This is a genomic window from Pseudomonas sp. EA_65y_Pfl2_P78, assembly GCF_963970495.1.
In the GTDB taxonomy this organism is placed as follows: domain Bacteria; phylum Pseudomonadota; class Gammaproteobacteria; order Pseudomonadales; family Pseudomonadaceae; genus Aquipseudomonas; species Aquipseudomonas baetica_A.
Genome location: NZ_CAXAON010000008.1, coordinates 162,138 through 168,375, shown reverse-complemented (window position 1 = coordinate 168,375; position 6,238 = coordinate 162,138). Strand labels below are relative to the sequence as shown.

Below are 6,238 nucleotides of genomic sequence, written 5' to 3'. Positions count from 1 at the left end.
CTCGGAGCCCGCCAGTTGATGGCGCTAATGGGCTGAAAGGCCTTTTTTCGTCTGTTGCCCGCACAAAAACAAACGCCCCGAACAAGTCGGGGCGTTTTGTTGGGCCTTCATCAGTGTGTTTTCACACAGTCTGCGAAGCCGGTTTTTTTGTGCCTGCGATCTTAGAACGAAGCGTTCTGCAGACCGTCCAGGTAACGCTCGGTGTCCAGTGCCGCCATGCAGCCGGCGCCGGCCGAGGTGATGGCCTGACGGTAAACGTGGTCAGCCACGTCACCGGCGGCAAAGACACCTTCGACGCTGGTTGCGGTGGCATTGCCGTCACGGCCGCCCTGCACTACCAGATAACCGTCCTTGAGGGTCAACTGGCCTTCGAACAGCGAAGTGTTCGGCGTGTGGCCGATGGCGATGAACACGCCGTCGACTTTGATCTCGTCGAAGCTGCCATCGTTGTTCTTCAGACGCGCACCGGTCACGCCCATGTTGTCGCCCAGCACTTCGTCAAGGTTGGCGTTCAACTTGAGGATGATCTTGCCTTCGGCCACACGGGCGTTGAGCTTGTCGATCAGGATCTTCTCGGCGCGGAAGGTTTCACGGCGGTGGATCAGGGTCACAGTGCTGGCGATGTTGGCCAGGTACAGCGCCTCTTCAACAGCGGTGTTGCCGCCGCCAACCACTGCAACAGGCTTGTTGCGGTAGAAGAAACCGTCGCAGGTCGCGCAGGCCGAAACGCCTTTGCCCATGAACGCTTCTTCCGATGGCAGGCCCAGGTAACGAGCGCTGGCGCCGGTGGCGATGATCAGGGCGTCGCAAGTGTAGGTCGCGCTGTCGCCGGTCAGGCTGTAGGGCTTGGAAGCGAAATCAACGGCGTTGATGTGGTCGAACACGACCTCGGTTTCAAAACGCTCGGCGTGCTCGCGCATCCGCTCCATCAACACAGGACCGGTCAGGCCGTGGACGTCGCCCGGCCAGTTGTCGACTTCGGTGGTGGTGGTCAGTTGACCGCCGGCCTGCATGCCGGTGATCAGCAGAGGCTTGAGGTTGGCACGGGCCGCGTATACCGCAGCGCTGTAACCGGCAGGGCCGGAACCGAGAATAATCACTCGCGAATGACGGACTTCAGACATGACCTGCTCCTGTTGACCGGGCCGAAAAACTGGCACGGTTCGCCGGACTGCCGGCGGGAATAAAAAAGGACCGTGGAAAACCTTGGGGAAGGCTTGAGCTCGACAGTCCTGTAAAAAGTTGGGTGCAGCGTATCGAGGGGGGCAAGATTAAGGAAATACGGTTTAACAATCCAGCTCATAGGTGGTCTCTATGCCGACCCACTGACGAGATGGACGTCTTTGTTACAGTGAATGTCGATCGCTCTGCCGCGCTTTCGCACATCTTGCAAAGTCGGTAAGGTCGGCGCGTTTTCCCTTGCTCGGAGCCCCTTATGCCCGCCCCTGTTCTGTCCGGCCCGCAATACCTGCGCGAAGGCCTCAAACTGGTTCTCAGCCCGGGCCTGCGCCTGTTCGTGTTGTTGCCGCTGGCAATCAACCTGGTGCTGTTCGTCGGATTGATCTATCTGGCCGGCCATCAGTTCAGCCTGTGGGTCGATACGCTGATGCCGTCGCTGCCCGACTGGCTGAGTTTCCTCAGCTACATCCTCTGGCCGCTGTTCGTGGTGCTGGTGGCGTTGATGGTGTTCTTCACCTTCACTATGCTCGCCAACGTGATTGCCGCGCCCTTCAACGGCTTCCTCGCGGAAAAAGTCGAAGTGGTCGTGCGCGGCAGCGATGACTTCCCGGCGTTCAGCTGGGGCGAACTGATCGCGATGATCCCGCGCACCCTCGCTCGGGAAATGCGCAAGCTCGGCTACTTCCTGCCGCGGGCCATCGGCCTGTTCATCCTCTCGTTCATCCCGGTGGTGAACATCGTCGCCGCCCCCCTGTGGCTGCTGTTCGGCGTGTGGATGATGGCGATCCAGTACATCGACTACCCGGCGGACAACCACAAACTGGGCTGGAACGAAATGCTCGCCTGGCTGCGGCAGAAGCGCTGGCAGAGCATGAGTTTTGGCGGGATCGTTTACCTGGTGCTGCTGATTCCGGTGGTCAACATCCTGATGATGCCGGCCGCCGTGGCCGGTGCGACGCTGTTCTGGGTACGCGAGCGCGGGGCCGAGAATCTGGTGACGCAGCGCTGACCCCGTCACAAATCCATCATCCGACCGTCACAAGCGCGACATGGCCTCAGCCGACACTGAGGTCATGACGACAGCTCTACACATCACTCTGATCAGCGAAACCTTCCCGCCGGAAATCAACGGGGTGGCCAATACCCTTGGTCGCTTGTGCGATGGATTGCGCGCGCGCGGCCATCAAGTTGACCTCGTACGGCCGCGTCAGGGCTGTGATCCGCAACGCAGTGACGACGATGCTGTGTTGTTGTGTCGTGGCTGGCCGTTGCCGGGTTATCCGGGGCTGCAATGGGGCCAGTCGTCGATGCACAAACTGCTGCGGCGCTGGAAGCAGCAGCGCCCGGACGTGCTGTACATCGCCACTGAAGGCCCGCTCGGTTTGTCGGCGTTACGGGCGGCGCGGCGTCTGGGGATTTGCGTGGTCAGCGGTTTCCACACCAATTTCCAGCAATACACCAGTCAGTACGGCCTCAGTCTCCTGACCCGGATGCTGACGCATTACCTGCGCTGGTTTCACAATCGTTCGGCGCTGACGCTTGTGCCCAGTGTCAGCCAGCGACTGGAGCTGGAGCGCCGGCATTTCGAGCGATTGGCGTTGTTGTCCAGAGGCGTGGACAGCCAGTTGTTCCACCCAACCAAACGCATGAACGCTTTGCGTGAGCAATGGGGGCTGGGTGAGCGTGACATTGCTGTGATTCATGTAGGAAGACTCGCGCCAGAAAAAAACCTCGGCTTGCTCAAACGCTGCTTTGAAAAGCTGCGCAGCACTTATCCACAGCGCAATCTGAAGCTGATCGTGGTTGGCGACGGGCCGCAACGTATGGCCCTGGAAAAAGATCTGCCCGAGGCAATTTTCTCTGGGGCGCAGCGCGGTGAAGCGTTGGCGGCGCACTATGCGTCCGGTGATGTGTTCCTGTTTCCGAGCCTGACGGAAACCTTTGGTAATGTGGTGCTCGAAGCACTGGCTTCAGGGCTTGGCGTGGTAGCTTACGATCAGGCAGCGGCGGCGCAGCATATTCGCCATGGCTATAACGGCGTACTGGCGATGCCGGGCGATGAAGAGGCGTTCTGTGATGCGGCGACGTGGTTGCTGGAGGCGCATGAGACATTGCGTTGCGTGCGCCTGAATGCACGGCAACATGCGAGTCGCCAAGGATGGGCGGCCGTGATCGAACAGTTTGAAAGTCACTTGCGTGGGGCATGCCAAGGGGAGCAGTTGGTGCCGAATGCGCCGACATTGCCTTGATTACCGCTGACTTTGAGCCGTCTTCGCGAGCAAGCCCGCTCCCACATTGGAATGCATTTCAATTGTGGGAGCGGGCTTGCTCGCGAAGGGGCCTATGAAGGCGCCCGTTAAACCAGCGTCATCAACGCCTCACGGCTGAACGGCAGAATCTCCTGCTCACGTCCTTCGCGCACTTTCTGCGCCCAGTCCGGGTCCACCAGCAGCGCACGGCCTACTGCCACCAGATCAAATTCCTCTTTATTCAAACGCTCCAGCAGGTTCTCCAGACTGGCCGGTTGGGCGACCTTGTCGGTGTTGACCATGAACTGCAGGAATTCGCCATCGAGCCCGACGCTGCCGACAGTGATGGTCGGTTTGCCCGTTAGCTTACGCGTCCAGCCTGCCAGGTTGAGCTCGGACCCGTCGAACTCCGGCTCCCAGAAACGCCGCGTCGAGCAGTGAAAAATATCCACACCCGCATCGGACAACGGCTTGAGAAACTCGCCCAACGCTTGCGGGGTTTGCACCAGACGTGCGGTGTAATCCTGCTGCTTCCACTGCGAGAAACGGAAGATGATCGGGAAACCTTCGCCGACCGCCGCGCGTACTGCCTGAACAAGTTCGATAGCGAAACGCGAACGGTTGGCCAGGCTGCCACCGTATTCGTCGGTGCGCTGGTTACTGCCTTCCCAAAAGAACTGGTCGACCAGATAGCCGTGGGCGCCGTGGATTTCCACGCCATCCATGCCGATGCGCTGTGCATCTTTGGCCGCCTGAGCGAAAGCGGCGATCACGTCCTGAATGTCTTGTTTGCTCATGCCGTGAACCACGACCTGACCGTCCTTGAGTTTTTCCGACGGACCGTAACCCGGCACGCTGGCGTCCGGCTCGGTGCCGATACGGCGTACGCTGCCGACGTGCCACAGTTGCGGAACAATCTTGCCGCCTTCAGCATGGACGGCGTCGACGACTTTTTTCCAGCCGGCCAATGCGGCCTCACCGTAGAAGTGCGGCACGTTCGGATAGCCGTTCGAGGCCTTGTGGCCGACGGTGGTGCCTTCGGTGATGATCAGGCCGACACCAGCGGCTGCGCGACGGCGGTAATACTCGATGACTTTGGAGTTCGGTACGCCGCCCGGAGAAAACGAACGGGTCATTGGCGCCATGACCACGCGGGTCGGCAGTTCGAGGGCACCGAGGTGGAACGGTTTGAACAGGGCTTGAACGGGCATCACAAGGCTCCACGAAAACATTATCGACAGGGCATAAGCCATATGACGGCGATAATATGAATAGTGACGCCAGCGCGGAAGCACTATTGATCTGAATGATTAAGGGTCAAAAGGCAGGCAAAAAAATCGCAGCGCGATGGCTGCGATTTTCAGGTTTCAGCTCAGCGCTTTTTCAATCGCATGAACAATGGTCGGATCGTCTGGCGCCGTGCGTGGCGAGAACCGGGCCAACACCCGGCCGTCCTTGCCGAGCAGGAACTTCTCGAAATTCCAGGTGATGTCACCGGGAAATTCCGCTCCCTCGCCCGCCAGCAGGCGGTAGAGCTGGTGACGATCGTGACCGTTGACTTCGAGCTTGCTCGACAACGGGAACGTCACGCCATAGTTGAGGCTGCAGAATTCCTGAATTTCCTGTTCGGTGCCTGGTTCCTGTCCGGCAAACTGGTTGCACGGCAGGCCCAACACACTGAAGCCTTTGCTTTTGAACTGCTGGTAAAGGTTTTCCAGCGCCGCGTACTGTGGGGTCAAGCCGCATTTGGAGGCGACGTTGACCACCAGCACGACGTGGCCCTTGAAGGGCGCCAGCGGTAGCTCCTGACCATCCAGGGCTGTCAACTTAAGGTCGTGAAAAGCACTCATGACGAACTCCAGGATTCCCGTGTTCTACTCGAAACGGCCACTTGGCGAAGCTACCAAGGACAGCCGCGGACTAAAAAGGCGCCCGCAGGCGCCTCTCCAGTTCTCGAAAGCTTAGCGCAGAAAATCAGTGCTGATGGCCGCCTTCGCCATGGACGTGACCATGAGCGACTTCTTCCTGGCTGGCGTCACGGATAGCAACGATCTTCACTTTGAAGTTCAGGCGCTGACCGGCCAGTGGGTGGTTGCCGTCAACAGTCACATCGTCGCCGTCCAGGTCACGGATGGTCACGATCTGCATTTGGCCGTCCGGCGCCGAAGCGTGGAACTGCATGCCCACTTCCAGCTCGTCAACACCTTCGAACATGCTGCGGCTCAGTGTGCTGACCAGTTCGGCCGAGTATTCGCCGTAAGCGTCTTCAGGCTCAACGGAAACTTCCAGCTCGTCACCAACAGCTTTGCCTTCCAGGGCTTTTTCCAGGCCCGGGATGATGTTACCTGCGCCTTGCAGGTAGACCAGCGGAGCGCCGCCGGCGGAGCTGTCGATGACCTCACCAGCGTCGTTGGTCAGGGTATAGTCGATGGAGACAGCCTTATTGGCGGCGATCAGCATGGGGCGAGACCTTTTGCATAAGAATTTAGAAAGGCGAAGTTTAGCGAAGCAATCGCGCGAAAGCGAACACAACCCGGACAAACGGGATTCGACGATTACGGGCTTCCATCTGGACGAAGAGGATCACTGGGTGGTCGAGCTTTCCTGCGGCCACACTCAGCACCTGCGTCACCAGCCACCCTGGCAATCTCGGGCGTGGGTGCTGGATCCGGCGCAACGTATTGAAAAAATAGGCCAACCCTTTGCCTGCGGTTGGTGCGCACAAGGCTCGGTTAGCGATAACCTTGGCGACTGAATTTCGGCAGATCGTCAGAGAAAGATGATCGCCATTGCCATGCACCCTTAGAGAA

7 protein-coding genes are annotated in these 6,238 nt (G+C 59.3%); 3 read left to right on the top strand and 4 right to left on the bottom strand.

The genetic code is table 11. The annotated features are described in order from the left end of the window. Positions 1–161 precede the first annotated feature (161 nt). Positions 162–1,124 carry a thioredoxin-disulfide reductase gene (gene trxB, locus AACY02_RS09940; RefSeq protein WP_221730013.1) on the bottom strand — a complete coding sequence of 321 codons (963 nt, stop codon included), beginning with the start codon at positions 1,122–1,124 and terminating at the stop codon, positions 162–164. 311 nt (positions 1,125–1,435) lie between these two features. Here trxB and cysZ point away from each other — a divergent pair, with 311 nt between their 5' ends. Both cysZ and AACY02_RS09930 read left to right on the top strand, forming a co-directional pair. After that, the gene (gene cysZ, locus AACY02_RS09935; protein WP_339431772.1) at positions 1,436–2,188 is read left to right on the top strand and encodes a sulfate transporter CysZ; all 753 of its coding nucleotides are present in this window, start codon (positions 1,436–1,438) and stop codon (positions 2,186–2,188) included. Positions 2,189–2,228: 40 nt separating this feature from the next. Next, positions 2,229–3,428, top strand: coding sequence for a glycosyltransferase family 4 protein (locus tag AACY02_RS09930; RefSeq protein ID WP_339431771.1), 1,200 nt, complete (start codon positions 2,229–2,231; stop codon positions 3,426–3,428). Positions 3,429–3,535: 107 nt separating this feature from the next. Here AACY02_RS09930 and AACY02_RS09925 read toward each other — a convergent pair whose 3' ends face one another. From AACY02_RS09925 to AACY02_RS09915, 3 genes are all read right to left on the bottom strand, one after another. Continuing rightward, positions 3,536–4,639, bottom strand: coding sequence for an NADH:flavin oxidoreductase (locus AACY02_RS09925; RefSeq protein ID WP_339431770.1), 1,104 nt, complete (start codon positions 4,637–4,639; stop codon positions 3,536–3,538). Positions 4,640–4,795: 156 nt separating this feature from the next. Further along, entirely contained in the window at positions 4,796–5,278 is a 483-nt protein-coding gene (locus AACY02_RS09920) for a glutathione peroxidase (protein ID WP_221730017.1), read from the bottom strand. Between the two features lie 124 nt (positions 5,279–5,402). Beyond that, a complete protein-coding gene (locus tag AACY02_RS09915) occupies positions 5,403–5,888 on the bottom strand; it encodes an FKBP-type peptidyl-prolyl cis-trans isomerase (protein WP_339431769.1) in 486 nt (161 codons plus the stop codon). Between AACY02_RS09915 and AACY02_RS09910 the strand changes: the two genes are divergently transcribed. Continuing rightward, positions 5,857–6,183, top strand: coding sequence for a DUF3565 domain-containing protein (locus tag AACY02_RS09910; RefSeq protein WP_339431768.1), 327 nt, complete (start codon positions 5,857–5,859; stop codon positions 6,181–6,183). The two genes, AACY02_RS09915 and AACY02_RS09910, sit on opposite strands and share 32 nt — an antisense overlap. Positions 6,184–6,238 lie beyond the last annotated feature (55 nt).

Coding starts and splice junctions, on each gene's coding strand:
- cysZ (WP_339431772.1), top strand. CDS start 1,436: ATGCCCGCCCCTGTTCTGTCCGGCCCGCAATACCTGCGCGAAGGCCTC.
- AACY02_RS09920 (WP_221730017.1), bottom strand. CDS start 5,278: ATGAGTGCTTTTCACGACCTTAAGTTGACAGCCCTGGATGGTCAGGAG.
- AACY02_RS09930 (WP_339431771.1), top strand. CDS start 2,229: ATGGCCTCAGCCGACACTGAGGTCATGACGACAGCTCTACACATCACT.
- trxB (WP_221730013.1), bottom strand. CDS start 1,124: ATGTCTGAAGTCCGTCATTCGCGAGTGATTATTCTCGGTTCCGGCCCT.
- AACY02_RS09925 (WP_339431770.1), bottom strand. CDS start 4,639: ATGCCCGTTCAAGCCCTGTTCAAACCGTTCCACCTCGGTGCCCTCGAA.
- AACY02_RS09910 (WP_339431768.1), top strand. CDS start 5,857: ATGGAGACAGCCTTATTGGCGGCGATCAGCATGGGGCGAGACCTTTTG.
- AACY02_RS09915 (WP_339431769.1), bottom strand. CDS start 5,888: ATGCTGATCGCCGCCAATAAGGCTGTCTCCATCGACTATACCCTGACC.